We start from the raw sequence: 24,448 nt of genomic DNA, 5'->3' as shown, positions 1-24,448 counted from the left end.
GGCATACAAAACAAGTAACTGTGTGTCAAACCATAGTCTTCAAGCTTTGCCTAAGCTATACGGTACGGGGGTTTCATTTTCTAAACCAGACTTTTAATTGGGCCTGCGCGCGACAGGCTTAATGATGACGGGAAACGCTTGCCTAGCGTTTTTGCTTTTGATTGCCACGCTATCGCCAGCAATAGCAACGCTCAGCTCCTGACTTCCCCCATCCCCAACACCACAAACTTCAGCGAGGTCAAGCCCTCGATGCCCACCGGGCCGCGTGCGTGAAATTTATCGGTGGAAATACCAATCTCAGCACCCAGACCATATTCAAAACCATCGGCAAACCGCGTGCTGGTGTTGATCATCACACTGGCTGAATCGACTTCGCGCACAAAGCGCTGACCGTTGACGTGGTTGAGCGTGAGGATGGCATCCGTGTGGTGGCTACTGTAGTGGTTGATGTGCGCAATGGCGGCATCAACATCTTTGACCACCTTGATGCTGATGACGGGGGCAAGGTATTCCTCGAACCAATCTTGCTCAAGCGCATCTTTCACCACTGCGCCCTTGACATCGACAAGCAAGGCTTTGCTCTCGGGGCAGCAGCGCATCTCCACCCCTTTGTCGGCGAATATGTGTCCTATGCGCGGCAAAAATGCCGCCGCCACACCACGCGCCACCAACAAACTTTCGGTGGCGTTGCAGGGACTGTACTTTTGTGTTTTGGCGTTGTCGGTGACCTTGATGGCCGTCTCTAGATCGCAGGGATCGTCGATATAAGTGTGGCAATTGCCGTCCAAGTGTTTGATGACAGGTACCTTGGCATCACGGCTGATGCGCTCGATCAAACCCTTGCCGCCGCGCGGAATGATGACATCGACAAAATCTGGCATAGCGATCAAATGGCCCACAGCTTCACGGTCCGTGGTCGGCACCAGTTGCACCGCATCGCGCGGCAAACCGGCGTTATGTAAAGCCTGTTGAACACGTTGCGCCAACGCCGTGTTGGACGCCAATGCTTCTGAGCCGCCGCGCAAAATACAGGCATTGCCACTCTTGATGGCCAGCGAAGCAGCCTCAATGGTGACATTGGGTCGGCTCTCGAAAATCATGCCGAACACGCCTATGGGCACGCGCATCTGGCCCACGCGAATGCCGCTAGGTTGTTGGGTCATGCCGGAGATGCTGCCGATGATGTCAGGCATGACCGCCAATTGCTCGCAGCCGATAGCGCAGGTTTCCAAAATAGCAGGCGTGAGTTTCAGCCTGTCCAACATGGGGCCGTCCAAACCGTTGGCTTGGGCTCGCTGTAAATCTTCTTGGTTGGCGGCCACCAAGGCCTGGGTGTCATCACGCAACAAACGCGCGAGCTCGCGTAATGCATCGCTTTTGCTGGCTGCTGTGGCTTTGGCCATGTTGGCGCTGGCTTGCTTGGCCTGTTGACCCATAACCAACATCAGATCGGAAATAGTGTGTGCGTTCATGTTCAGATTTTGGCAGAGATAGCAACAGGTGCAAATATTGATTTGCAAACAGCCTTGCATCAGCGGAAAAAACAATCAGCGAGCGTTACATGCCTTGCTCAACATCAATGCCAGTCGCAATAAGGCTTGCCAGTTGTCTGTGGGCCAAGCAGGCAGTTTCATGCCTTTGACAATGCCGTCGACCTGATGCGCACTTTGTAGCAAACGATCAAGCGAGGTCGTAGAGATATGCGGTAAAACGCGCTCAAACAATCGCTCCTTGAGCCCCCATACTCTTTGCTCGCGCAAAACCTGAGGCAACGGTCGGCCAGCAGCGACTGCATCCTTGACGCGCTTTAAGCTGCGAATATCTTCGGCCAAGGTGTAGTGCACCAGCACCTCAGACACGCCCTCAGCCTGCAGGCCATCCATCATGCGCTGCACCCGCCCATGTTGTCCGGCCAGCACCGCCTCGCCCAACTTGAACACATCGTAACGAGCCACATTCAAGACCGCGCGCTCTATCTGCTCCAAAGCCAATTCGCCTTGCGGGTACAGCAGGCCCAGTTTTTGAATTTCTTGGTGAGCGGCCAATAAATTGCCCTCAACCCGATCAGCAAAAAACTGCAAACTGCGCTGGCCTTCTTCGCCTTCACGCACACGCTGCTGCTGTTGAGCCAAACGCTGGGCAATCCAAGCGGGCAAGTCGGCACGATGGACTGGATCGAGTTGAACCGTCGCGCCATGGGCCTCCAATGCCAAGAACCAACCACTGCTCTTAGCCGTTTTATCCAGCCTTGGTAATGACACCAATAACAGCACCGCGTCGTTGTCTGCCACGCTTTGCGCCAATTGCTGCAAAGCGATGCTGCCTTCTTTGCCGGGTTTGCCAGAAGGAATACGCAAATCCAATATCAACTTGTCGGCAAACAAGCTCATAGAAGCACCGGCGGCCTGCACCTCTGCCCAATCAAAATGAGCACCGATGACAGTGAATACATGGCGCTCGGTATACCCCTGGTTGCGCGCAGTCAGTCTGATTAAATCAGCCGCTTCTTGCAGCAGCAAAGGCTCATCACTATGCAAGGTGTAAAGACTGCGCACGCCTTTGTGAAGTTGGTCGGAAAGACGTGCAGCAGCGATTTGCATGAACAGGGCTCAGGGCATGCGCGCGGCGGCCAGCCGGCGAATCATTTGCTGGACCAAGTCAGCACGCATATCACGGTACAGCAATTGCTCTTCAGCTTCCTTAGATAAAGCGGCGGTTTCATTAAAGCTGATTTCACGTTCTTGCACCAGGTCCGCGGCGGGTATCAAATCAAAACCATCACGGGTTCTTAATTTGAAGCGAACCCTTAAACGCAGCGTGTACTCTCTGACAGTGCCGGTAGCGGTGCGAGAGAGAATCACTTTTTCCTGCAATTCTTCAAGAATTTCAAGAATCACATCGGCACGTTCTATGTCTCGCACATCCATGATGACTTCGATGTTGTCCAAGGCTTTGAGATTGCGCCTGAGCAATTGCCCAAATACCGACGCCTCGGCAAAGTTGGTGTACATGGTTTTGAAAGGTAGCTCGGGGGCTTTTCGCAACTCAAAACCACATGCCGTCAATAATGCAGCGCTGATGACAACGGCGCCAGCTTGAAAGCTTCGATGAAGCCACGTGCGGCGAGTCGTCTTTTGATCAGCAGTTGGTTGTGACATCAGACCACCAGATTGACGAGTCGGCCGGGAACAATGATGATTTTTTTCACCGCGGCCCCCTGCGCCTGTTTTTGAAAGGCTTCGCTTGCAAGCGCCGCCTGCTCGATGGCCGCTTTGTCTGCTTGTGCACTGACCTGCAGCGAGCCGCGCAATTTACCGTTGACTTGCAGCATGAGTTCGATCTCGTCGCGCACCAGTGCGCTGTCGTCCACGCCAGCCCAGCTCACGTCCAATAAATCACCGCAACAAGCCGCATAACCTAAGTCGCCCCACAAGTGATAGCTGATATGCGGACACACCGGATAGAGCACGCGAAGCAAAATAGAAACGCATTCAGCCAATGCGGCGCAGTCTTCCGCGCTGTCGCTCAACACAGCATCTTCTAAGGTGTTGAGCATTTTCATCACCGCAGAAACAACCGTGTTGTATTGCATGCGCTCGTAGTCGTAATTCGCCTGCTTGAGCACGCTGTGAATATCTAGTCGCAAGGCCTTGGCAGGTTTGCTGAATTCCACAGGGTGACTTCTGTCGACCCCCATACCTTGGGCAATAGTTGCACGGTGCTTGTGCGCAAAATTCCATACCCGACGCAAAAAACGGTAACTGCCCTCCACAGCCGAATCATTCCACTCCAGCGTAGCCTCGGGAGGTGCAGTGAACATGGTGTACAAACGCGCCGTGTCAGCGCCGTAGCGCTCGATCAGGTCTTGCGGGTCCACGCCATTGTTCTTGCTTTTGCTCATGGTACCCACGCCTTCATAGACGATGGCAGTGCCAGCCGGTAAATGTCCTTTGGCTTCTTTCAAAACCGCGCCAATCACTTTACCGGTCGCGTCATACTGGTCCTGGACTTCGTGTGGCCAGAAATATTCAACACCACCTTTTTCGCCTTTGCGCGAGTAAATATGGTTGAGCACCATGCCTTGGGTCAGCAGCTTGGTGAACGGTTCGTCCACTTTCACCAAACCCAAATCACGCATCACCTTGGTCCAGAAACGTGCGTACAACAAATGCAAAATAGCGTGTTCGATGCCGCCGATGTACTGATCCATACCGCTGCCGCCGCTAGCCACTCCTTCTTGACGCATCCAGTAATCACTGCCATCTGCCACCATCTTGTCGGTATTCGTCGGGTCGCAATAACGCATGTAGTACCAACTCGAATCGACAAAGGTGTCCATGGTGTCGGTTTCACGCCGTGCCGGTTTACCGCAGGTTGGACAAACCACACCTTGGTGAAAGCCTGGGTGCTTGTGCAATGGGTTGCCGGAACCGTCGGGTATACAGTCTTGCGGCAGCACCACTGGCAGGTCTTTTTCCGGCACGGGCACCGCGCCATGCTCGTCGCAGTGGATGATGGGAATCGGTGTACCCCAGTAACGCTGACGGCTCACACCCCAGTCGCGCAAACGCCAGGTGGTTTTTTTCTCGCCCAGGTTTTTCGCCGCGATTAGCGCGGACACTTTATTGACCGCGTCTTTGAAATGCAGTCCATCAAGCACGCCGGAGTTGAGGCATACGCCGTCTTTGGTGGCGTACCAGTCTTTCCATACTTGGTTATCGAACGATGCTGCAGCCTTCACTTGATGAGCGATAGCGGGTACGCTGGGGGCAGTCCCCGCAGCGGCACCACCATCCGAACGCAATACCGTCATGTCAGCGGCACCAACACTGACTACCTGCTTAATCACCAACCCGTACTTCAACGCAAACGCAAAATCCCGCTCATCGTGCGCTGGCACACCCATGACCGCGCCATCGCCGTAACTCATCAACACATAGTTGCCCACCCATACCGCCACTTGCTCACCCGTCAACGGATGCGTCACCTGTAAACCGGTGTCCATGCCGACCTTGTCCTTCAATGCCAGTTCCGCCTCGGTGGTGCCACCAGCTTTGCATTCTTCGATGAATGCCGCCAGGGCGGGTTGGGTCGCGGCCGCATACAACGCCAGTGGGTGCTCGGGTGCGACCGCACAAAACGTCACACCCATGATGGTGTCGGCGCGCGTGGTGAACACATACATGCGGCCGTCTTGGATCAATTGACCCGCAGCATCCCGAATCTCATGGGTAAACGCAAAACGTACGCCCTCAGATTTGCCAATCCAGTTCTCTTGCATCAACCGCACTTTGTCCGGCCAGCCATTCAAGGTGGCCTTGGGGTTGCCGATTTGCACATGGTCGAGCAGCTCTTGTGCATAGTCGGTGATCTTCAGGTAGTAGCCGGGGATCTCGCGCTTTTCAACCACCGCGCCTGTGCGCCAGCCTTTGCCATCAATGACTTGCTCGTTGGCCAGCACGGTCTGGTCCACTGGGTCCCAGTTCACCACTTGGGTCTTGCGGTAGGCGATGCCTTTGTCCAGCATCTTCAAAAATAACCACTGGTTCCATCGGTAGTAACTGGCATCGCAAGTGGCGACTTCGCGCGACCAGTCAATGGCCAGCCCCATGGCCTGCATTTGCTGCTTCATGTAGGCGATGTTTTCGTAGGTCCATTTGGCTGGCGGCACACCATTTTTCAGCGCAGCGTTTTCTGCAGGTAAACCGAACGCGTCCCAGCCCATAGGCATGAGTACATTGAAGCCCTTCATGCGCAAATGTCGGGTAAGCATGTCGTTGATGGTGTAGTTACGCACATGACCCATGTGCAGCTTCCCGCTGGGGTAAGGCAGCATGGAACAAGCGTAGTACTTGGGTCGCGACTTGTCTTCAGTCACACGGTAAACGTCTGCACGCGTCCAGGCAGCTTGCACGGCCTTTTCAATCGCTGATGCTTGGTAATCGGTGTGAGCGGTTTCGCCACTGACGGGTTCGGATGGGTGGGAATGAGATGGCATGGGGTTCAATAAGAAACCCCGTGCGCGCTCAATTGCGCACAGTCGGGGAGTTGGACTGCATTTTAGGCGCTGCGGACAGCACCGCCATAGACACACTGTGCAGATCGGATTTTTGTATTTCAGCCATCACTTCTGCCACCTTGCCGTAGGGCACGTTTTTATCAATGCTGAGTTGCACCTCGCTGGCCTGGGCTGCTTGGGCGCGCAAGCTCAAAGCAGCCGCCAATTGGTTGATTTGCAATGGCTGACTATCGACAGTCAATTCACCGGTGCTGTCGAGCGCGACGTTGAGTTGTGTGGTCTTGACAGAAGTCGGCGGTACATCAACCTGTGGTAACTCCATGTGTAAGCCGCTGGTCATCAACGGCGCTGCAATGATGAAAATGACCAACAGCACCAACATCACGTCTACCAAGGGCGTGACATTGATGTCACCCATGGGCGTATGGTTTTGGCGTGGTTCAAATTCACCAAAGGCCATGCTTGCCTCTCATCCTAGCTTGACAGTGACGCTGGGCGCCAATGCCCGCAAGTCGTAGGCCAAGCCTTCGAGTTCGGCGTCTATGCGTGCCAAGCGTCGCCCCATCAGGTTATAGGCTATCACCGCAGGTATGGCGACAGCCAAACCAGCGGCTGTCATGACTAGCGCCTCACCGACTGGCTGTGCCACCTTGTCCAAGGTGTATTGCCCAGCTACCGACAGGTTGGTGAGCGCATGAAAAATACCCCAGACCGTCCCCAGTAAACCCACAAATGGCGCTGTGGCACCAACGGTCGCCAACACATCTTGGCCCCATTGCAAACGGGTGCGAACTGCTTGCAAGGCTTCGCGCAAAGAGCGAGTCAGTTGGTCTTGCAGCATAGGCTGTGAGGCCAGTCCGTTACTTGGCGCCAAGCTGATCGCTTGCAACAAAGGCACAAACATGGCCTGGCGATCTGCTTGTAACCACTGCGCATGCGCTTGGCTCCAATCCGTTGCCTGCCAAAAAAGTCCTTTGCAAACAGCCAAGTCCTTGACGGCCGATTGCAACAGCCAACTTTTGTAAAGAATAATCACCCAACTGGCCACAGACATACACAGCAATAACAACGTGACCGCACGACTCAAGCCATCTGCTTGCGACAGCGTGTCTATCAAGCTCACGCGGCGCGACCCTGCTGATTCAACCCAAGCACATCAAACATATCAAACAAGCCACTGCGCTGATGTGCCAAAAAACGTGCCGCACGCAAACTGCCTTGGGCATAGGTACTGCGACTGGCCGATTTGTGGGTGATTTCTATGCGTTCGCCTTCAGTGGCAAACATCACCGTGTGGTCCCCCACGATGTCACCACCACGGATGGTGGAAAAGCCGATGCTGCCGGCAACGCGTTCACCGGTGTGACCATAGCGCTCATAGACTGCACAGTCTTTCAAGGCGCGCCCTTGTGCCTCGGCGATGACTTCACCCATTTTCAACGCGGTGCCAGAAGGCGCATCGACTTTGTGCTTGTGGTGAGCTTCTATGATTTCAATGTCGTAACCCTCACTTAAAGCTTTCGCAGCCATTTCCAGCAGCTTGAGTGTCACGTTCACGCCCACGCTCATATTGGGCGCCATGACGATGGCAATATCTTGACCGGCAGCTTTGATCTCAGCCTTTTGCGCTTCAGTGAAGCCTGTTGTGCCGATCACCATGTGCACTCCAAGCCGACGACATGCCGCCACATGCTGCATAGTGCCCTCAGGGCGCGTGAAATCGATCAACACCTGTGCATTTTGCAAGCCCGCATCTATATCGGCAGTGATTTGCACGCCCACCGGCTTGCCAAGAAATGCAGCCGCATCGGTGCCCAGATGCAAGTTACCAACAACGTCCAATGCCCCGCAAAGCTGCGTGTCCTCGGCATGTATCACAGCCTCAATCAACATTCGGCCCATGCGCCCGCTGGCACCTGCGATGGCGATTTGGCAAATAGGGCTGTCTGAAGGGTTGCTCATAGCTTTCAAATTATCTGACGGGGGATTCCAGCGGCGGGTACTGCTTGCGCTGCGTGTTGTTGTCCACAGGCTCTACAGGTGTGGAGGGGGAAGAGGATTGACGAAACTTGTCAAGTTCTTGCTGCGTGGCTTGCAAACGTGGTGGTTTTTGAAGTTCCTCGGGTACCGAAATGCGCTCGGCAAATTCAGATTCACTGGGTAATTCTTCAGACTCTGCTTTCAGGAACATATCATTTTGAAAAAATACCGATAACTTGCGCTGCTGCGGTTGTGTACCTTTGCGCCGTATGGTGAATGCATAGTCCCAGCGATCGGCATGAAACACACTGGTGATTAAGGGTGTGCCTAAAATTTCTTTGACTTGCAAACGGGTCATGCCTGGTCGCAATACCTGCAACTGCTCTTTGGAGACAAAATTACCCTGCACAACTTCGATGCGGTAGGGCGTGACTTTACGCATCGCTCGGGCGACTGGGTCGTCCACCAAGGCACAGGCTGTCAGTAACGACGACAGCAGGATCAGACCGCAGCTGCGCGCCAGTGGAGGATGCATGGGAGTCATGGTAGGGAATAAGCAGGCTATGATTAATCCATTGTAACGATGGGTCATGACTCTCCCTCTCCCTGGTTGCGAAAGGTCATATGCAGTCTAAAGGTGATTTAAAAAATACGGGTTTAAAAGCCACACTGCCCCGCATCACTGTTTTGGAGTTGTTCCAGAAAAGCGGGCAACGACACATGAGCGCCGAGGACGTGTACCGCTTGGTGCTCAATGAACGTGCCGACATTGGACTGGCCACCATTTACCGGGTATTGATGCAATTTGAGCAAGCCGGCTTGCTGACACGCAGTCAGTTTGAAAGTGGCAAAGCGGTCTATGAGCTCAATGAAGGCCAGCATCATGACCACTTGGTTTGTCTGGATTGCGGCAGGGTGGAAGAATTTTTTGATGCTGAAATTGAAAAACGCCAGCACGACATTGCCCACGCCAAAGGATTTGAAATATCCGACCATGCATTGAGCTTGTACGCACATTGCAAGCGTAACCCTTGCCCGCATAAAAACGCCTGATCAATCGATCTGGTTGGACAGCATGGCTTCGCGGTGGCGGCCCACAAATTTTTCGTAGGTATCGATGCCGCGCAACTGCAAAATCGTATTCCTCACAGCGGCTTCAACCAGCACCGCAATATTGCGACCTGCCACCACCTGAATCACCACTTTGCGCACGGCAATGCCCAGCACCATCTCGGTCAGAGGTTCATGCGGTAAGCGGTCGTAATCTCGCTCCAACGTTTCCTTGCGCACCAGATGAACAATCAGCTTCAAACGCATTTTGCGGCGCACGGCTGTTTCGCCAAAGATCGCCTGGATATCCAACAGTCCGATGCCACGCACCTCAAGCAAGTTTTGCAGCAAAGCCGGACAACGGCCTTCCAGCGTCGTTTGGTTGATGCGGTACAAGTCCACCGCGTCGTCTGCCACCAGCCCATGGCCGCGCGAAATCAATTCCAGCCCCAGTTCGCTTTTGCCCAAGCCTGATTCGCCAGTGATCATCACCCCCATCCCAAGAATATCCATGAACACACCGTGCAATGTGGTGCGGTCGGCAAAATGCTTGGAAAGGTATGCGCGCAACAAGTCAATCACAAAGGCTGCAGATTCTGCAGTGACAAACATGGGGATTTGCGCCTGCTCACACATTGTGAGCAAGGACTCGGTAGGCGTCTGCGCGTCTGCCACGACCAGCACAGGCGGCACCAAGGTCACAATGCGCGATATACGACGCTCAGCTATCAGTGGGTCTTCGTGGGTTAGATAATTGATTTCCCGCTCGCCCAAAACCTGTAAGCGGTAAGGATGGATGTAATTGAGGTAACCCACCAAGTCAGCGCCAGAGCGTGCCATGCGCACTGCGACTTCATCGAAATGCCGCTCGGTGGCATCTTGACTGGCCACCCATTGCCAATCCAGCTTCTGACGAAAGTCTTCAAACAATACGTCTGCGCTGACAGCGGTAGGTTTCAAAGTGAAAGCAAATTAAACAGTTTGCACAGATCGCCAGTTGGATATCAACTGGTGGAGTTCGGCGGCATTTTGGCTTTGCTTCAACTGGTCACGCAAACCGTTGTCACTCAGCATTTCAGCAATTTCCGACAAAATTTCAAGGTGCTTTTGGGTGGAAGCTTCTGGCACCAACAAAAAAATCATCAAAGACACAGGCTTTTCATCGGGTGCATCAAACCCAATCGGGTCTGCCAACAGAAAAACCGCCGCCAGGGGATATTTCATGCCCTTGATACGTCCATGCGGAATGGCCACGCCGTAACCTAAGCCGGTAGACCCCAGTCGTTCGCGGGCAAACAAACTGTCTGCAACCATGGCGCGGTTAAGACCGTGCAGGTTTTCAAACAGCAAACCGGCTTCCTCAAAAGCACGTTTTTTACTGGTGGCGTCTACCTGCACAATCGCTTGGGCAGGGGGCAAAATGGCAGCGAGTCTGTTCATGATTGGGGGCTGATTATGCACCTAGATTCAATGTCAAGCTAGGGTAAATATTTATTACTTTTAGATTAAATAAAAAGAAGATTCATGAAAAAAACCGCCTGTCAGACAGGCGGTTTTCACACAACACACTGAATTTCAATTCAACATATCCCTTTTGATGCTGGGGTGCTGGTGATTTTGGATGCGGTCTTTGTGTCGCACGACTTGCCGGTCCAGTTTGTCAACCAAGTCATCGACAGCTGCATACAGGTCTTGGCTGGCGCTTTCAGCAAACAAATCGTTGCCCTTGACATGAATATTGCATTCTGCACGCTGACGACCTTCTTTTTCTTTTTGCTTTTCTACAGATAGCAAGACGCGCACATCGACCACTTGGTCAAAGTGACGCATGATGCGGTCTAATTTTTGGGTGACGTAACCTCGCAATGCTGGGGTGACTTCAAGATGATGACCGCTGATCGTTAAATTCATACCAAGCCTCCAAACAAATACCTGTGCGCAATCGCCCAGGCAACATGCCTGAACGGTGACAGGTCTTCGCCACTATGCACCTTGTTGGAAAAAAAAGCAAACCCCGCGGTCTGTCCTTCATCGAAAAAAGGGAAATGTGAGTGCACGCCCACCTTCAAGCAGCTACATGGCCTGGCTCAGAGGTATGCATCTTGACCCGCTGAGCCAATGCATAAGCTAACAGTGAGGCAGACACCCCGACCAGCGCACACAGCCAGTAATGCGTGACTTGGCCCTGAGGATTACGCTGTATCAGCAGGCCCCCGATCCAAGTCGCTAAACCAATGGACATGGACTGCACTGCACCGTTCAACGACATGAATGCGCCGCGAAATTGCGGTTGGGCAGCTGAAGTCAACAATGCCATGCCAGGGATCATGCGCGCGTTCATGAAGAAAAACAGGGCTGATGACACCAGCAGCACCACCGGTAAAGGTAGCGGCTGCATCAGGGTGGTGATGGTCATAGGCACCATGGACAGCAGCAACATGCGTTGAAACATTTTGCGCTTACCGACCCGGTCGGTCAGTATGCCAATCCAACGCGCGGACAACAAGGTCACCACACCGCCACTTAAATAAATAAAGGGAATTTCAGTCGGCAACAATACCTGATTGCTTTGCATATAAATGGTGATGTAGGGGATCACGGTGAAGGCCGCGAACATCATGGCGGAAGACATGGCCAAGGCGCGTCGGTGGTTTTGATCCGCCCATACACCGCGAACAGCAAACAACACATCTTGACCCCGCGCCTGCGCCACGTGCTTGTCCAGCGTCGGCAAACTCACCAAGGCCATCGCACCAACCAACAAGCATGCGACCGCGATAGCGATGAAACTGCTGTGCCAGCCTGCATGGTTAGCGAGAAACAAGCCACTAGGTACACCGACGACGGTAGCCAAAGAAAATGACGTCATCACCAACCCGGTTGCGCGGCCACGGCGTGCGAACGGAATCACGTCGCCGATCACGGTTTGCGTCATGGCTGACAAGATCCCGCCAAACACTCCGGCTGCCGTTCGCGCCAGCATCAACATACCGTAGGTAGGCGCCATGGCGCAGCCCAGCGTGGTCAGCGCAAACAAAAAGTAAAGCACCAAAACAAGCCGCTTACGTTCAAAACGATCGACAAACGACGCAGCCAATAAACCTGAAATACCAGCGGCAAATGTGTAAGCCGATACCAGCAAACCAAATTGCGCATCACTGATTGAAAACAAGGCTGTCAGTTGCGGCCCCAGTGGCATCATGATCATGAAATCAACCACATGGGTGAATTGAATACCAGCCAATGTCAGTAGCAATGCCAGTTCACGCCTGGGCGTCAGTTCAGTATGCATTCAATTTCACCAGATAAACCGCAGACTTTAACAGTCAGATTCAATAGTCATTTCTCAATGCCATAATTACCGCTTCATTTGTCACGGAGCAAACTCCTTGGAAACCTACCCTAGTTGGTAGCTTTCGGTTTACCGGCAACAGGCCAGGCGGAATCGAAAGCGTACCCAAACTTTTCATCCGCCCATTCACGCACTGAGAATTGCCATGCTCAATATTTTTTCGCTGGCCAATGGCCGCCTGTTTCAAGAAGAGATTTCCTCGCTCGAAGAACTCTCACGCTTTCAACCGATTTGGGTGGATTTAGAGTCCCCCACACCTGAAGAAAAACGCTGGATCAGCCAGCATTTTGATGTTCAAGTTCCTGACGATGCGATGGACGAAGACATTGAAGAGTCCGCGCGTTTTTACGAAGAGGACAACGGCGAACTGCATATTCGCTCAGACTTTTTGATTGCGGACATTGATGAGCCGCGTGCTGTTCGAGTCGCTTTCATATTGAATCAACACAATGCCGCATTAAAAAGCCACGGTGTGCTGTTCTCAATTCACGAAGAAGACTTGCCCGTGTTTAGATTGTTGCGCTTGCGCGCACGCAGAGCACCCGGCCTGATCGAGGACGCCAAAGATGTATTGCTAGAGTTATTTTCTGCTGATGCAGAATATTCAGCTGACACACTTGAGGGCATTTACGATGAATTGGAAAAAATCAGCAAAATGGTGCTGTCTGGCGATGTGACCGATGAACTGGCTGGTGAAGTACTGGCAGAGATTGCTCGCCAAGAGGATTTGAATGGCCGTATCCGTCGCAACATGATGGACACCCGACGTGCGCTGAGTTTTGCTATGCGACTGCGCATGCTCAACGCCGAACAGTTTGATGACGCGCGCCAGATTTTGCGGGACATCGATTCATTAGACAGTCACACGGCGTTTTTGTTTGACAAAATCAACTTCTTGATGGATGCCACCGTTGGTTTCATCAACATCAGTCAGAACAAGATCATCAAAATTTTCTCAGTCGCCAGCGTGGCTTTGCTGCCACCCACATTGGTGGCCAGCATTTACGGCATGAACCTGCAATTCCCTGAATTTGCCATGCTGGGCAGCTACGCCTACCCGTATGTGGTCAGCGTCATGTTCCTGAGTGCAGCCCTGCCGATGTGGTTTTGCTACAAGCGCGGTTGGTTGCGTTAACCGCTGCTGCGCTTGGATAACCAGGTACCCAGCAAAGCCAAGGTATAGCGACTGGCCACTTCATGGATGAAGCGAGAAAAGTCAACAGTGGCAGCGTCGTCGGCACGGTCTGAGATCGTGCGAACTGCGCCAAATGGCACACCATAATCTAAACAGACTTGCGCCACAGCTGCGCCTTCCATCTCGACAGCCAAAGCATGGGGTTGGCGCTGCTGCAAATCCCGGCTCTCAACGGTTGTGGAGACAAAACGGTCCCCGCTCACCACCATGCCTGCATGTACTTTGGGTGCATGCACATGCAATTCACGCATGACATCCATGTCTATCCACTGAGCCGGATTTTTCAAAATGTCCTGCGCCGCGGCTTTCAAGCTCTGGGTCAAATGCAGATCGGTGGGAAAGTGGGCGCGTCCGTACATCGGCACTTCGTAAATGGGAAACAAAGGAGAGGCGTCCATATCGTGTTGTAAAAACTCAGTGGCCACCACCATATCGCCGACATTCACGCCTTGACCTAATCCACCCGCTACGCCTGTGAATACCAACTCAGTCACATCAAACCGCTCAATCATTGCTGTGGCGGTTGTGGCAGCCGCCACCTTGCCTATGTGTGAAAGCGCCAGCACCACGGGTTGCCCGTGCCACGTCCCGGACGTGACTTCTCGCGAACCCAGTTTGATGGTGTGCGTATTTTGCAAAGCCTGCTTGAGGCCTGCCAACTCCTGCTGCATAGCGCCCACAATAGCAATCGGCTTCATGGGCGCATCCTTGTTATCAATAGCGACTTATTCAATCGCCTTGACCATGTCCTCCACCACTTTCTTGGCGTCGCCAAAGACCATCATGGTTTTGTCCATGTAGAACAATTCATTGTCCAGACCAGCGTAACCCGCTGCCATGGAACGCTTGTTGACAATCACGGTTTTGGCTTTGTAGGCCTCCAATATGGGCATGCCATAAATGGCGCTGCCCTTGATCATGGCCGCCGGATTGACCACGTCGTTGGCACCCAGAATGATGGCAACGTCTGCCTGACCGAATTCGCCGTTGATGTCTTCCATCTCAAACACCTGGTCATAAGGCACTTCGGCCTCGGCCAGCAACACGTTCATGTGTCCGGGCATGCGCCCAGCGACCGGATGAATAGCGTATTTAACGGTGATGCCTTTGTGAATCAGTTTTTCAGCCAACTCTTTCACTGCATGCTGCGCACGTGCGACGGCCAAGCCGTAACCGGGCACGATGACGACGGTTTCTGCATTGCCCAAAATAAAAGCCGCATCATCGGCACTGCCGCTTTTGACCGGACGCTGCTCGGTGCTGCCGGCGACAGCGCTGGTGGCATCGCCACCAAATCCGCCCAAAATCACATTGAAGAAGGATCGGTTCATCGCTTTACACATGATGTAAGACAGGATGGCTCCAGACGAACCCACCAGCGAACCGGCAATGATCAACATGCTGTTATTCAAGGAAAAACCGATACCTGCTGCTGCCCAGCCTGAGTAACTATTGAGCATGGACACCACCACCGGCATATCAGCACCGCCGATAGGAATGATGATCAGCACGCCCAGCACAAAAGACAGCGCCAGCATGACCAAAAACGCATTCCAGTTGCCGCTGATCATGAAGTACACGCCCAAGCCCACTGTGGCAATGCCGATAAGCAAGTTCAACATGTGCTGACCAGCAAACACCACAGGTGCGCCCTGGAACAAACGGAATTTATACTTGCCTGACAGCTTGCCAAATGCAATGACCGAACCGCTGAAAGTGATGGCGCCGATGGCGGCACCCAAGAACAACTCCAAGCGGTTGCCATTGGGAATATCCAGTGTGCCCAAGCCTTGGGCCACAATACCGAAGGCTGAAGGTTCGACCACCGCTGCGATGGCAATGAACACGGCGGCCAGACCGATCATGCTGTGCATAAAAGCGACGAGTTCGGGCATTTTGGTCATCTCGACGCGCTGCGCCATGAGGGCACCGACGCCGCCGCCGATGACCAGACCAAGCAATACCCAGCCTAGCCCTTGAACCGGATCCACCTGACTTAACTGGGTCGCTTGATTGAAAATCAAAGCGGCCGTCGTGATCACCGCGATCGCCATGCCACTCATACCAAACAGATTGCCTCGGATAGAGGTGGTTGGATGCGACAGCCCTTTGAGCGCTTGAATGAAACAAATACTGGCTACCAAGTACAAAAGAACAACGAGATTTATGCTCATTTCGCAGCTCCTGTCTTGGGGGCTTTTTTCTTGAACATTTCAAGCATGCGTCGAGTCACCAAAAAGCCGCCGAACACATTGACAGCGGCCAACGCAACAGCCAGCACGCCCATGGTTTTGCCAAGCGGCGTGACAGTGAGTGCCGCAGCCAGCATCGCACCTACGATGATGATGGCAGACACTGCATTGGTCACCGCCATCAGCGGTGTGTGCAATGCGGGTGTGACGTTCCAGACCACGTGGTAACCGACGTAAATCGCCAGCACGAAAATAATGAGGTTGGTGATGGTGTGGTCCATGCTTATTTCCTTTTGACGTCGCCGCCCTGTGTCATCAGGCAGGCTGCCACGATGTCGTCTTCCATATCAACAGTAAAGCCCTTGTCCTTAGGCAAAACCAGTTTCAAAAAATCCAGCACATTGCGTGCATACAGTGCCGAAGCATCTGCCGCCACCAATGCGGGCAAATTGGTTTCACCCACCAGCGTCACACCATGCTTGACAACTATGCGATCCGCTTCGCTCAAGGGGCAATTACCGCCTACGCCATTGGCGCCTTTGCCAGCGGCCAAATCAATGATGACCGACCCCGGTTTCATGCTTTTGACCATGTCTTCTGTGATCAGCACCGGCGCGGCGCGGCCCGGAATCAAAGCGGTAGAAATCACTGCATCTGCCATCGCTACGCGTTTGGCGACTTCCAACTTCTGGCGATCCAACCAACTCTGCGGCATCGGACGTGCATAGCCGCCAACACCTTCGGCAGCTTCTTTTTCTTCAGCGGTTTCATAGGGCACGTCGATGAACTTGGCGCCGAGCGACTCCACCTGCTCTTTCACGCTGGGGCGCACATCCGAGGCTTCGATCACAGCGCCGAGTCGCTTGGCGGTAGCAATGGCCTGTAAGCCCGCCACACCCACGCCCAGAATAACGACACGCGCGGCCTTGACGGTGCCGGCAGCGGTCATCAGCATGGGGAAAAAACGCTGGTATTTGTCAGCGGCCATCATCACCGCCTTGTAACCAGCAATATTTGCTTGCGAAGACAACACGTCCATGCTTTGCGCCCGCGTGGTGCGAGGTGCGGCTTCAAGCGCAAAACTGGTCAGGCCTGCTGCGGCAAGGCGTTGCAAACCTTCGGCATCAAAAGGGTTGAGCATGCCGATAAGCGCACTGCCCGGCTTCATTTGCGTCAACTCAGCGGCTAAAGGTGTACGCACTTTGAGCACCAGTTCCGCACCTAAGGCACCAGCAGCATCAGTGATTTGGGCACCGGCCGCCTCGTAGGCGGCATCTGTGACACTGGCCGCCACACCGGCCCCGGCTTGGATCTTGACGGTGTGTCCCTGGGCAATGATTTTTTTGGCCGTTTCTGGGGTCACGGCAACACGGGTTTCGCCCGACGTGGTTTCGGCAGGCACGCCTATCAGCATGGTTATCTCCTATACGCAATGGGCGAGAATCATCGCAGATTCAGAACAAGCCCTCAAAAGTGAGCATTTTGCACTATGACACATCGTTGGAAACCCAGTGTGACCGTGGCCGGCATCATTGAACACAATGGCCGATTTTTATTGGTGGAAGAACACACCCCCAAAGGATTGATGTTCAACAATCCTGCGGGTCACTTGGACCCGGGCGAGTCGCCGCTGCAAGCCTGCGTTCGCGAGGTGCTGGAGGAAACGGCGTATGCGTTCACACCAACTGCTTTGGTGGGAATTTACCTGTCGCGGTTCAGCAAACCACCGACGCCCCAAGACCCAGAAGAGGACATCACCTATTTGCGTTTTGCATTCACTGGGGTGTTAGGTGCGCATGACGCGACACGTCCATTGGATGAAGGTATTGTGCGCACTTTATGGATGAGCTTAGATGAAATGAAGGCCAGCCAAGCCAGGCACCGCAGTCGTTTATTGATTCGTTGCGCCGAGGACCATGCCAAAGGTATTCGTCTGCCGCTGGATATGATTTACACCGATGACAGCGTTTATGTGCCCAGCGGTTCGCCCTGATCAGTAGGTGAGTATTTCAGTCGCAGGGTCATCCGATTGCATCACAAACTGAGCCCAAGGCGCCAAGCGCTGGGTATCCGCTCGCAATACTTCCTGCTTGACCCGCAATATTTGGGTAGGGTGCATAGAAAAATTGCGTAACCCTAAGCCCAGTAACAAACGTGTCAAGCTGGGGTCGCCTGCCATTTCCCCACACAAAGCGACTTCTTTACCTGCTGCCGCCCCCTGTGCAATGGTGTTGGCCAGCAAATTCAAAATAGCCGGATGCAGCGGGTCATACAAATGCGCCACTTGTTCATCGGCACGGTCAATCGCCAAGGTGTATTGGATCAAATCATTGGTGCCGACAGACAGAAAATCAAAATGTTTTAAAAACAATGGCAGACTCAAAGCCGCTGCCGGTACTTCTATCATGGCCCCGACACGCAGCGGGCCATAAGGCACTGATTTTTTATCCAACTGTTGGCGGGCCACATTCAGCAATTGAAAAGTTTGGTGTATTTCCTGCGCATGTGCCAACATGGGAATCAACAAATTGACCTGGCCGTGCGCAGCCGCGCGCAATATGGCTCGCAATTGACTCAAAAACATGTTTGGATCTGCCAGACTCCAACGGATAGCCCTCAACCCCAATGCCGGGTTCAAATGCTCTTGGTCTTTGGCGGTGCGGTCAAGTGGTTTGTCAGCGCCCACATCTACTGTGCGTATGGTCACCGGCAAGCCTTTCATGCCTACAACTGCGCGGTGATAGGCTTGGTACTGCTCTTCTTCGTCGGGCAGCTGTCCATCGCGTCCCATGAAAAGAAATTCACTGCGAAACAAACCGACGCCAACCGCACTCATGTCCAGCGCCAATTGCGTGTCTTCAGGCAATTCAATATTTGCCAGCAAATGCACTTGTTGACCATCTACAGTGACGGCGGGAGTGTGTCGTAATCTGGCCAGACGCTCGCGCTCGAGCTCTGATTGCCTTTGTTTGAACGCGTACTCAGCCAGAATAATCGGCGAGGGACTGACAACGATGACGCCTGCGTCACCATCAATAATCACCCAATCATCCTGCTTGATCAATTGACTGGCATGACGCGCCCCCACGACAGCAGGAATATCCAGACTGCGCGCAACGATGGCCGTATGGGATGTTTTACCGCCGACATCAGTCACAAAACCGGTAAAAACACCTTGCTTGAATTGAAGCATATCGGCGGGTGACAGGTCGTGCGCGATCAACACCAGCGGCGCCTCATGGTTGTCGTCAAGTAGTTGGTCTTGATGCCATGCGTTCGCAGATTTACGCTCTGCAGGTGGCGGCAAATGGGTTGTCAGACCTTTCATGTGGCGCAGTAAACGTTCAACCACTTGTTCAAGGTCGCCTTTGCGTTCACGCAAATACACGTCTTCCATGTCGTCAAATTGTCTGGCCACCACTTCGAGTTGAGATGTCAGCGCCCATTCAGCGTTGTACAACCTGTCAGTGACCCAATGTTTCACGCCATCTGCCAGCATTTCGTCTTGCAGCAGCATCATGTGTACTTCCAGCAGTGCTGCCAATTCGGGCGGCGCATCTTTAGGCACAGAGTGATGCAAGCGCTGAACCTCAGTCATGACAGCATTTTTCGCTTCGGTAAAACGATGGAGTTCTTCTTCTATTTTTGACGGCTGTATGAAATAGTGAGCCACATCCACGCGACTGCTTGCCACCAGCACTGCCTTTCCAATGGCAATACCACGGGCGACTGCCAAACCGTGGATGGAAAACGTCATGTCAGTCTCACTCGCCTTCGCCGAATTTATCGTTGATCAACGCCAGCAGTGCTTGCATGGCTTGGGCCTCTTGCTCACCCTCGGTCTCTATTTCAAGTTCTGTGCCTATGCCCGCAGCAAGCATCATCACACCCATGATGCTTTTGGCGTTGACTTTGCGTTCACCCCTGCGAACCCATACTTGGCAGGGAAAGCTACCGGCCATTTTGGTTAACTTGGCAGATGCCCTGGCGTGCAAACCAAGTTTATTGATAACTGTGACGGTTGACTTCATACATTCCTGAATTTATTTGGATCCATTGCTGACGGCGTTTAATTGAAGCACACCTTGGGTGCCGCCTTCTAGGGCGCGATGGGTCAACTCTTTCAAATTCTCATGCCGATAACAGACCGTGCGCAACAACATGGGTAAATTGACGCCAGCCACCAGACTGGATTCATGCGCTTGGACCAGTCGCTGCGCTACATTGGACGGTGTCGCGCCTATGACATCTGTCAAGACAAGAATTTGCTGCCCAGGCTCTGTGACCAGTAAATGCTGTGCAGCTGCATAGGTATCTTCTGGTGATTGATCAGGGGGCACATCAATAGCTACCACCTCCTGTGTACATTCAGGAAACACATGCAAGGCACATTCCCGCAAGGCGGTCGCCAAGGGCGCATGGGCAATGATCAAAATACGTGTGTTCATGGAAGTTGTACTCTGTGTGCATTATCGTCCTTGTGAACCGGGTATGTCTTGCGCTTACCTGTGGTTGACCAAGTTGTCTTCTCAACCGCAACCCATTTCAATTTCAATAGGTAGTCTGGTTTGAGTGAAAATCTGTCCATGAACTCACTGGATGGCATTCGCATATTAGATTTGTCACGGGTCTTGGCCGGCCCTTGGTGTACACAAACGCTGGCAGATTTAGGCGCCGATGTCGTCAAAGTAGAACGCCCGCTGGTAGGCGACGATACACGCGGCTGGGGACCTCCTTTTTTAAAAACACAAGCGCAAACCGACAGTGCTGAATCCGCTTACTTTTTAGGTGCAAACCGCAACAAACGCTCCATCACTTGCGACTTGGCCAGCCCTGAAGGTCAGCAATTGATTCGCGACCTCGCAAGCAAGGCAGATGTCGTTGTTGAAAACTTCAAAGTCGGCGATATGCAGCGCTACGGCTTGCACTATGAAGCGTTGAAGTCCATCAACCCGCGCCTGGTGTATTGCAGCATCACAGGTTTTGGTCAAACGGGGCCTTATGCTGATCGTGCGGGTTATGACTTTGCTGTGCAGGCCATGGGCGGACTCATGAGTGTCACGGGGGAGCGCGATGAGGTTGGCGGCGGACCCCAAAAAGTAGGTGTCGCTGTGGCCGATTTATTCACCGGTATGTATGCGACGGTTTCCATTCTGGCGGCTTTGCGTCACGCTGAACGCAGCGGCATAGGTCAGCATATTGATATGGCTTTGTTAGACACGCAAGTGGCCATGCTGGCCAATTTGGGCGCAAATTTCTTGGTAAATACGCCTCGCCAATCACCTCCAGGGCGCATGGGCAACGCGCATGTGAATATTGTTCCTTACCAAGTATTTGAAGTCGCTGCCAACGACCATGCCCAGCGAGATTTCATCATTGTGGCGGTGGGCAATGATGGTCAATTTGCCAAATTGTGCGACTGCATCAAAAAACCCGAGTGGGCGTCAGATCCACGCTTTGTGCGTAACCAAGACAGGGTTAGGCACCGCGATACGCTCATACCCATGCTGTCTGCACAATTCATGACGCAAGGGAAAAAATATTGGCTGAGCCTGCTTGAATCGGCCAAAGTACCTTGCGGACCCATCAACAATTTGGCCGAAGTATTTGCTGATCCACACATACTTCAACGCCGTATGGTTGAACAATGGCAACACCCATTACTCAAAGATTTGTCGCTGGTTGCAAGCCCGATCAAAATGAGTGAAACCCCTGTTCGTCAGTTCATGCCGCCGCCCATGCTGGGTCAACACACTCACCAAGTACTCAAGGATTGGTTGGGCACAGACGACACGCCGCTGGTTTAAGAAACCGTCCCTCACTTGCAATTAATCAAGCAAGCGCAGCGAGTGACAAGAGCCGAATTATTTATTGCGGAAATTGTCGTGACAGTTTTTACAAGTGCCGCCTGTTGCACCGACGGCCACTTTCAAGTCGTCCAATTTACCTGTTTTTGCCGCCGTATTTAACTTGGCCACTTCGGCCATCATTTTTTCAGCCGCATCTTTGAACTTGGCATTGTCAGACCACACCTCAGGCTTTGCTTTGGTGTTGCCGCCTTGGTCTGTGCCCTCACCAAAGGCAGCCCAAGGAAGACGAGACATGTTCTCCACGACGGCCGCACTGTCAGCAGCGGTCTTAGGGTCGTGTGGGATTTTTCCTTGCGCCATGGCCGCGAGTCGTCCAAAGTGCTGTCCCATGACAAACAATGCGCTTTGGCGGTACTTGATGGCGTCCTCTGCCTTGGCAAATTGCGCACTGGCGGGCACGGCCATGGCAGTCAACACACTTGCTACGGCTATATAAATCAGCTTGTTCATGAAAATCCTCCTGAATTTTTCAAATGTATGCCAAAGCGGGGGACAGGTCACTCAGGTCTAATACCCATCTCACCCGTTTTTTATTTTTTTCTTCCATGAATTTTCTTGTCAAAGTTTGGGATCTACCCACCCGTATTTTCCACTGGGCATTGGTTGTAGTCATGTCAGCCTCGGTGTTCACGGTTCTTGTGTTGGAACACATGGTCTGGCACGCCCGGTTTGGCTATGTGCTACTCACCTTGTTATGTTTCAGGCTTGTTTGGGGGGTGATCGGCGGCCATTGGTCAAGGTTTGCCCATTTCTGGCCTTCGGTGAGTGACAGCATGGCTTACCTGCGCCGCCCCGGCTCTTGGACACGTGCAGGCCACAATCCCTTGGGCAGTTGGTCCGTGTTTGTCATGCTGGTGTTGATTGGATTGCAGTTAATCACTGGCATGGCAAGCGACGACGATGCTGGCTTCACAGGACCAATCACGCCTCATATCAGTGGTAGGTGGGTAAGCATGGCTACTGCCTACCATTCAAGTATGGGCAAATGGCTGCTGCTCGCTATGGTGATCATTCATATAGCCGCGGTTCTCTACCATGCGTTGTATCAAAAAATGCCGCTGGTAAGAGCCATGGTCAGCGGTTACCAATTACTACATCATGAAAACCCAGCATCTGCTGACAGTGCCAGACATCGATGGCTGGCTGTTTTAATTTTTCTGGTTTGCGCGGCGCTGAGTTATGGCGCTCTTACGCTGCTAGACAGCTATTGATACAGGAAGGAAGCGCCAGTGCTGCAGATGCAAGCCAGGCACTTCCTTTGCTGACACAAACAGATTCAGTGCTTGACTTGTGACAGCATGGTGTCAGCGTCGCTGACTTCAAATTTGCCAGGGCCTTCGATGTTCAAGGTTTGCACCTTGCCGTCTTTGACCAACATGGAGTAACGGTTGGAGCGCAATCCAAGTCCTTTGCCAGTCAGGTCTAAGGTCAGGCCTGTGGCTTTGGTGAACTCAGCGTCGCCATCGGCCATCATGCGTACTTTACCGGTGGCTTTTAACTCACGTCCCCAGGCGCCCATGACAAATGCATCGTTGACGCTGACACACCAAATTTCATCCACGCCTGCAGCTTTCAACTCGGTCAGCTTGTCTATGTAACCGGGCACATGTTTGGCAGAGCAAGTAGGCGTGAATGCGCCAGGCAATGCAAACAAAGCAATCGTTTTGCCTGAGCTTGCTTTGGCTACTTCGACAGGGTTAGGGCCGATGCTGCAGGCTTCGCCGTCTACATCCGAATATTCCATCAATGTGGTGTGAGGTAAGTGGTCGCCGACTTTGATCATGTGTTGCTCCAAAAAAAGAAATGACCCACGATTGTGGGCCATTTATGAAGTTTCCGTTGTCAGGAAGATAAATACAACTTAAACCGCAGCTGCCTTTTCCACTAAACGGGTTGCGACCCAGTTTTTGGTTTTGGAAATAGGACGGCTTTCGGTGATTTCGATCACATCACCCAAGTGATATTGACCGTTCTCATCGTGTGCATGGTATTTGCTGGATTTTCCAACGATCTTGCCGTAGAGCGCGTGCTTGACACGGCGCTCAACCAGCACAGTGACTGTTTTGGCTCGCTTGGCGCTGACAACTTTACCGATCAGGGTGCGTTTGAGTGATGTTTTGGCTTCAGTCATGTTCACTCCTGGGCTGCGGCTTGTTCAGCCTGAATGGTTTTAGCGCGTGCAATAGCGCGTCGTGTCACCTTCATCTGCGATGTATTGGTGAGTTGTTGCGTTGCTTTTTGCATGCGCATATTGAAATGAGCTTTTTGCAGCTCCTTGATCTCGGTGTCAAGACCAGCGGCGTCTTTTTGGCGTAATTCAGATGTTTTCATGTTTCAGCTCCTGAATCATTGGCCAATGAGGCGCGACACAAAGGTGGTTCGCAAAGGCAATTTGGCAGCAGCCAAACGGAATGCTTCACGCGCGAGTTCTTCGGGCACGCCGATGATTTCGTAGAGTACTTTGCCGGGCTGGATCTCAGCCACGTAATACTCGGGGTTGCCTTTGCCGTTACCCATACGGACTTCAGCAGGCTTTTGTGAAATCGGCTTGTCCGGAAAAATGCGAATCCAAATACGACCGCCACGTTTGACGTGACGTGAAATCGCACGGCGTGCAGATTCGATTTGACGCGCGGTCAAACGACCGCGGTCAGTGGACTTCAAGCCGAAGTCGCCGAACGCCACGGTATTGCCACGGGTGGCGATGCCGGTGTTACGACCTTTTTGTTCCTTGCGGTATTTACGGCGCGCTGGTTGCAGCATGCTTATTCTCCTTGTCCGTCCGCAGCC

General features: G+C 53.0%; 29 protein-coding genes. 5 read left to right on the top strand and 24 right to left on the bottom strand.

The annotated features are described in order from the left end of the window. Positions 1 to 191: 191 nt before the first annotated feature. From AC9UG7_RS07400 to AC9UG7_RS07365, 8 genes are all read right to left on the bottom strand, one after another. Positions 192 to 1,472: a glutamate-5-semialdehyde dehydrogenase gene (locus tag AC9UG7_RS07400; RefSeq protein ID WP_509586137.1), complete on the bottom strand. Its 1,281-nt coding sequence runs from the start codon at positions 1,470 to 1,472 to the stop codon at positions 192 to 194. Positions 1,473 to 1,547: 75 nt separating this feature from the next. Continuing rightward, positions 1,548 to 2,600, bottom strand: coding sequence for a DNA polymerase III subunit delta (holA, locus tag AC9UG7_RS07395; protein WP_509586135.1), 1,053 nt, complete (start codon positions 2,598 to 2,600; stop codon positions 1,548 to 1,550). A gap of 9 nt (positions 2,601 to 2,609) precedes the next feature. Then, positions 2,610 to 3,158, bottom strand: coding sequence for an LPS-assembly lipoprotein LptE (locus AC9UG7_RS07390; protein WP_509586133.1), 549 nt, complete (start codon positions 3,156 to 3,158; stop codon positions 2,610 to 2,612). Next, positions 3,158 to 5,998, bottom strand: coding sequence for a leucine--tRNA ligase (locus AC9UG7_RS07385; protein ID WP_509586131.1), 2,841 nt, complete (start codon positions 5,996 to 5,998; stop codon positions 3,158 to 3,160). The genes AC9UG7_RS07390 and AC9UG7_RS07385 overlap by 1 nt, the downstream gene beginning before the upstream one ends. Before the next feature lie 28 nt (positions 5,999 to 6,026). Beyond that, positions 6,027 to 6,479 carry an ExbD/TolR family protein gene (locus AC9UG7_RS07380; protein WP_509586129.1) on the bottom strand — a complete coding sequence of 151 codons (453 nt, stop codon included), beginning with the start codon at positions 6,477 to 6,479 and terminating at the stop codon, positions 6,027 to 6,029. A 9-nt stretch (positions 6,480 to 6,488) separates the two neighbouring features. Then, the gene (locus AC9UG7_RS07375; RefSeq protein WP_509586127.1) at positions 6,489 to 7,142 is read right to left on the bottom strand and encodes a MotA/TolQ/ExbB proton channel family protein; all 654 of its coding nucleotides are present in this window, start codon (positions 7,140 to 7,142) and stop codon (positions 6,489 to 6,491) included. Then, positions 7,139 to 7,981 (bottom strand): 4-hydroxy-tetrahydrodipicolinate reductase, encoded by an 843-nt coding sequence (gene dapB / locus AC9UG7_RS07370; RefSeq protein ID WP_509586125.1) that lies wholly within the window; start codon positions 7,979 to 7,981, stop codon positions 7,139 to 7,141. Before dapB ends, AC9UG7_RS07375 begins: the two co-directional genes overlap by 4 nt. Before the next feature lie 10 nt (positions 7,982 to 7,991). Further along, complete coding sequence (locus AC9UG7_RS07365; protein ID WP_509586123.1) at positions 7,992 to 8,543, bottom strand: outer membrane protein assembly factor BamE; 552 nt, start codon at positions 8,541 to 8,543, stop codon at positions 7,992 to 7,994. An 80-nt stretch (positions 8,544 to 8,623) separates the two neighbouring features. On the opposite strand from AC9UG7_RS07365, the gene fur reads away from it, so the two are divergent. Then, positions 8,624 to 9,052, top strand: coding sequence for a ferric iron uptake transcriptional regulator (gene fur / locus AC9UG7_RS07360; protein WP_509586121.1), 429 nt, complete (start codon positions 8,624 to 8,626; stop codon positions 9,050 to 9,052). Here fur and hprK read toward each other — a convergent pair whose 3' ends face one another. The 4 genes from hprK to AC9UG7_RS07340 all read right to left on the bottom strand — a co-directional run bounded on the left by hprK (position 9,053) and on the right by AC9UG7_RS07340 (position 12,341). Then, on the bottom strand, positions 9,053 to 10,009 hold the full coding sequence (gene hprK / locus AC9UG7_RS07355) for an HPr(Ser) kinase/phosphatase (RefSeq protein ID WP_509586119.1): 957 nt from the start codon (positions 10,007 to 10,009) through the stop codon (positions 9,053 to 9,055). A gap of 12 nt (positions 10,010 to 10,021) precedes the next feature. Next, the gene (locus AC9UG7_RS07350) at positions 10,022 to 10,489 is read right to left on the bottom strand and encodes a PTS sugar transporter subunit IIA (RefSeq protein ID WP_509586117.1); all 468 of its coding nucleotides are present in this window, start codon (positions 10,487 to 10,489) and stop codon (positions 10,022 to 10,024) included. A gap of 135 nt (positions 10,490 to 10,624) precedes the next feature. Continuing rightward, positions 10,625 to 10,960, bottom strand: coding sequence for a ribosome hibernation-promoting factor, HPF/YfiA family (hpf, locus tag AC9UG7_RS07345; protein ID WP_509586115.1), 336 nt, complete (start codon positions 10,958 to 10,960; stop codon positions 10,625 to 10,627). 154 nt (positions 10,961 to 11,114) lie between these two features. Beyond that, complete coding sequence (locus tag AC9UG7_RS07340; RefSeq protein WP_509586113.1) at positions 11,115 to 12,341, bottom strand: MFS transporter; 1,227 nt, start codon at positions 12,339 to 12,341, stop codon at positions 11,115 to 11,117. Positions 12,342 to 12,546: 205 nt separating this feature from the next. On the opposite strand from AC9UG7_RS07340, the gene AC9UG7_RS07335 reads away from it, so the two are divergent. After that, positions 12,547 to 13,536, top strand: a complete 990-nt coding sequence (locus AC9UG7_RS07335) for a magnesium and cobalt transport protein CorA (RefSeq protein WP_509586111.1) — start codon at positions 12,547 to 12,549, stop codon at positions 13,534 to 13,536. Here the strand turns inward: AC9UG7_RS07335 and AC9UG7_RS07330 are convergent. From AC9UG7_RS07330 to AC9UG7_RS07315, 4 genes are read right to left on the bottom strand one after another with little or no spacing between them, the layout of a single operon-like run. Then, entirely contained in the window at positions 13,533 to 14,294 is a 762-nt protein-coding gene (locus AC9UG7_RS07330) for a 5'-methylthioadenosine/adenosylhomocysteine nucleosidase (protein WP_509586109.1), read from the bottom strand. The genes AC9UG7_RS07335 and AC9UG7_RS07330 overlap by 4 nt on opposite strands. A gap of 27 nt (positions 14,295 to 14,321) precedes the next feature. Next, on the bottom strand, positions 14,322 to 15,770 hold the full coding sequence (locus AC9UG7_RS07325; RefSeq protein WP_509586107.1) for an NAD(P)(+) transhydrogenase (Re/Si-specific) subunit beta: 1,449 nt from the start codon (positions 15,768 to 15,770) through the stop codon (positions 14,322 to 14,324). Further along, positions 15,767 to 16,069, bottom strand: a complete 303-nt coding sequence (locus AC9UG7_RS07320) for an NAD(P) transhydrogenase subunit alpha part 2 (protein WP_509586105.1) — start codon at positions 16,067 to 16,069, stop codon at positions 15,767 to 15,769. Before AC9UG7_RS07320 ends, AC9UG7_RS07325 begins: the two co-directional genes overlap by 4 nt. A 2-nt stretch (positions 16,070 to 16,071) precedes the next feature. Beyond that, entirely contained in the window at positions 16,072 to 17,202 is a 1,131-nt protein-coding gene (locus tag AC9UG7_RS07315; RefSeq protein ID WP_509586103.1) for a Re/Si-specific NAD(P)(+) transhydrogenase subunit alpha, read from the bottom strand. A gap of 75 nt (positions 17,203 to 17,277) precedes the next feature. Here AC9UG7_RS07315 and AC9UG7_RS07310 point away from each other — a divergent pair, with 75 nt between their 5' ends. Then, the gene (locus AC9UG7_RS07310) at positions 17,278 to 17,781 is read left to right on the top strand and encodes an NUDIX hydrolase (RefSeq protein WP_509586101.1); all 504 of its coding nucleotides are present in this window, start codon (positions 17,278 to 17,280) and stop codon (positions 17,779 to 17,781) included. Here the strand turns inward: AC9UG7_RS07310 and ptsP are convergent, their stop codons facing one another. From ptsP to AC9UG7_RS07295, 3 genes are read right to left on the bottom strand one after another with little or no spacing between them, the layout of a single operon-like run. Then, on the bottom strand, positions 17,782 to 19,545 hold the full coding sequence (gene ptsP / locus AC9UG7_RS07305) for a phosphoenolpyruvate--protein phosphotransferase (RefSeq protein ID WP_509586099.1): 1,764 nt from the start codon (positions 19,543 to 19,545) through the stop codon (positions 17,782 to 17,784). A gap of 7 nt (positions 19,546 to 19,552) precedes the next feature. Next, positions 19,553 to 19,819 (bottom strand): HPr family phosphocarrier protein, encoded by a 267-nt coding sequence (locus tag AC9UG7_RS07300; protein ID WP_509586097.1) that lies wholly within the window; start codon positions 19,817 to 19,819, stop codon positions 19,553 to 19,555. Positions 19,820 to 19,831: 12 nt separating this feature from the next. After that, positions 19,832 to 20,236, bottom strand: a complete 405-nt coding sequence (locus AC9UG7_RS07295) for a PTS sugar transporter subunit IIA (RefSeq protein ID WP_509586095.1) — start codon at positions 20,234 to 20,236, stop codon at positions 19,832 to 19,834. Between the two features lie 138 nt (positions 20,237 to 20,374). Here AC9UG7_RS07295 and AC9UG7_RS07290 point away from each other — a divergent pair, with 138 nt between their 5' ends. Further along, on the top strand, positions 20,375 to 21,595 hold the full coding sequence (locus AC9UG7_RS07290) for a CaiB/BaiF CoA transferase family protein (protein WP_509586093.1): 1,221 nt from the start codon (positions 20,375 to 20,377) through the stop codon (positions 21,593 to 21,595). A gap of 57 nt (positions 21,596 to 21,652) precedes the next feature. Here AC9UG7_RS07290 and AC9UG7_RS07285 read toward each other — a convergent pair whose 3' ends face one another. Continuing rightward, positions 21,653 to 22,108 carry a c-type cytochrome gene (locus AC9UG7_RS07285; RefSeq protein WP_509586092.1) on the bottom strand — a complete coding sequence of 152 codons (456 nt, stop codon included), beginning with the start codon at positions 22,106 to 22,108 and terminating at the stop codon, positions 21,653 to 21,655. Positions 22,109 to 22,203: 95 nt separating this feature from the next. Here AC9UG7_RS07285 and AC9UG7_RS07280 point away from each other — a divergent pair, with 95 nt between their 5' ends. Then, the gene (locus AC9UG7_RS07280; protein WP_509586090.1) at positions 22,204 to 22,869 is read left to right on the top strand and encodes a cytochrome b/b6 domain-containing protein; all 666 of its coding nucleotides are present in this window, start codon (positions 22,204 to 22,206) and stop codon (positions 22,867 to 22,869) included. A 65-nt stretch (positions 22,870 to 22,934) separates the two neighbouring features. On the opposite strand, the gene AC9UG7_RS07275 is transcribed toward AC9UG7_RS07280, so the two are convergent. From AC9UG7_RS07275 to rplP, 4 genes are all read right to left on the bottom strand, one after another. Next, the gene (locus AC9UG7_RS07275; protein ID WP_509586088.1) at positions 22,935 to 23,441 is read right to left on the bottom strand and encodes a peroxiredoxin; all 507 of its coding nucleotides are present in this window, start codon (positions 23,439 to 23,441) and stop codon (positions 22,935 to 22,937) included. Between the two features lie 78 nt (positions 23,442 to 23,519). Further along, the gene (rpsQ, locus tag AC9UG7_RS07270) at positions 23,520 to 23,789 is read right to left on the bottom strand and encodes a 30S ribosomal protein S17 (RefSeq protein ID WP_509586086.1); all 270 of its coding nucleotides are present in this window, start codon (positions 23,787 to 23,789) and stop codon (positions 23,520 to 23,522) included. Positions 23,790 to 23,791: 2 nt separating this feature from the next. Then, positions 23,792 to 23,989 carry a 50S ribosomal protein L29 gene (rpmC, locus tag AC9UG7_RS07265; RefSeq protein WP_509586084.1) on the bottom strand — a complete coding sequence of 66 codons (198 nt, stop codon included), beginning with the start codon at positions 23,987 to 23,989 and terminating at the stop codon, positions 23,792 to 23,794. Between the two features lie 15 nt (positions 23,990 to 24,004). Next, positions 24,005 to 24,421, bottom strand: a complete 417-nt coding sequence (gene rplP / locus AC9UG7_RS07260) for a 50S ribosomal protein L16 (RefSeq protein WP_509586082.1) — start codon at positions 24,419 to 24,421, stop codon at positions 24,005 to 24,007. Positions 24,422 to 24,448: the final 27 nt, after the last annotated feature.

Source organism: Limnohabitans sp., from assembly GCF_046052765.1.
In the GTDB taxonomy this organism is placed as follows: domain Bacteria; phylum Pseudomonadota; class Gammaproteobacteria; order Burkholderiales; family Burkholderiaceae_C; genus Limnohabitans.
Note: the sequence above shows the minus strand (reverse complement) of the source record. Positions and strands in the feature narration are given on the sequence as shown.